We start from the raw sequence: 223 nt of genomic DNA on the forward strand, positions 1-223 counted from the left end.
CGCTCGGACGGCTGCACGAGCGTGGCCTGCCGATGGCGGTGGTGACCGACAGCCTGGACACCGCGGAGTCGCTGCGCCACCGGTACGACCAGATCGGCCTGGGTGACTACTCCGGATACCTCGCCGTCGCCGGCGAACTGGGCTGCACCAAGCCCGACCCGAGGATCTTCCAGGCGGCAAGCGACGCACTGGCCGTACCACCACAGCAGACCTGCTACGTGGA

The 223-nt window shown here is 69.1% G+C and carries 1 protein-coding gene; it reads left to right on the plus strand.

Translation table 11 applies throughout. From position 1 onward, the window contains the following. The coding region (locus ACXN5W_RS30530) for an HAD family hydrolase (protein WP_473161836.1) at positions 1–223 on the plus strand (223 nt) is incomplete at both ends.

The organism is Plantactinospora sp. A48 (genome assembly GCF_055793945.1).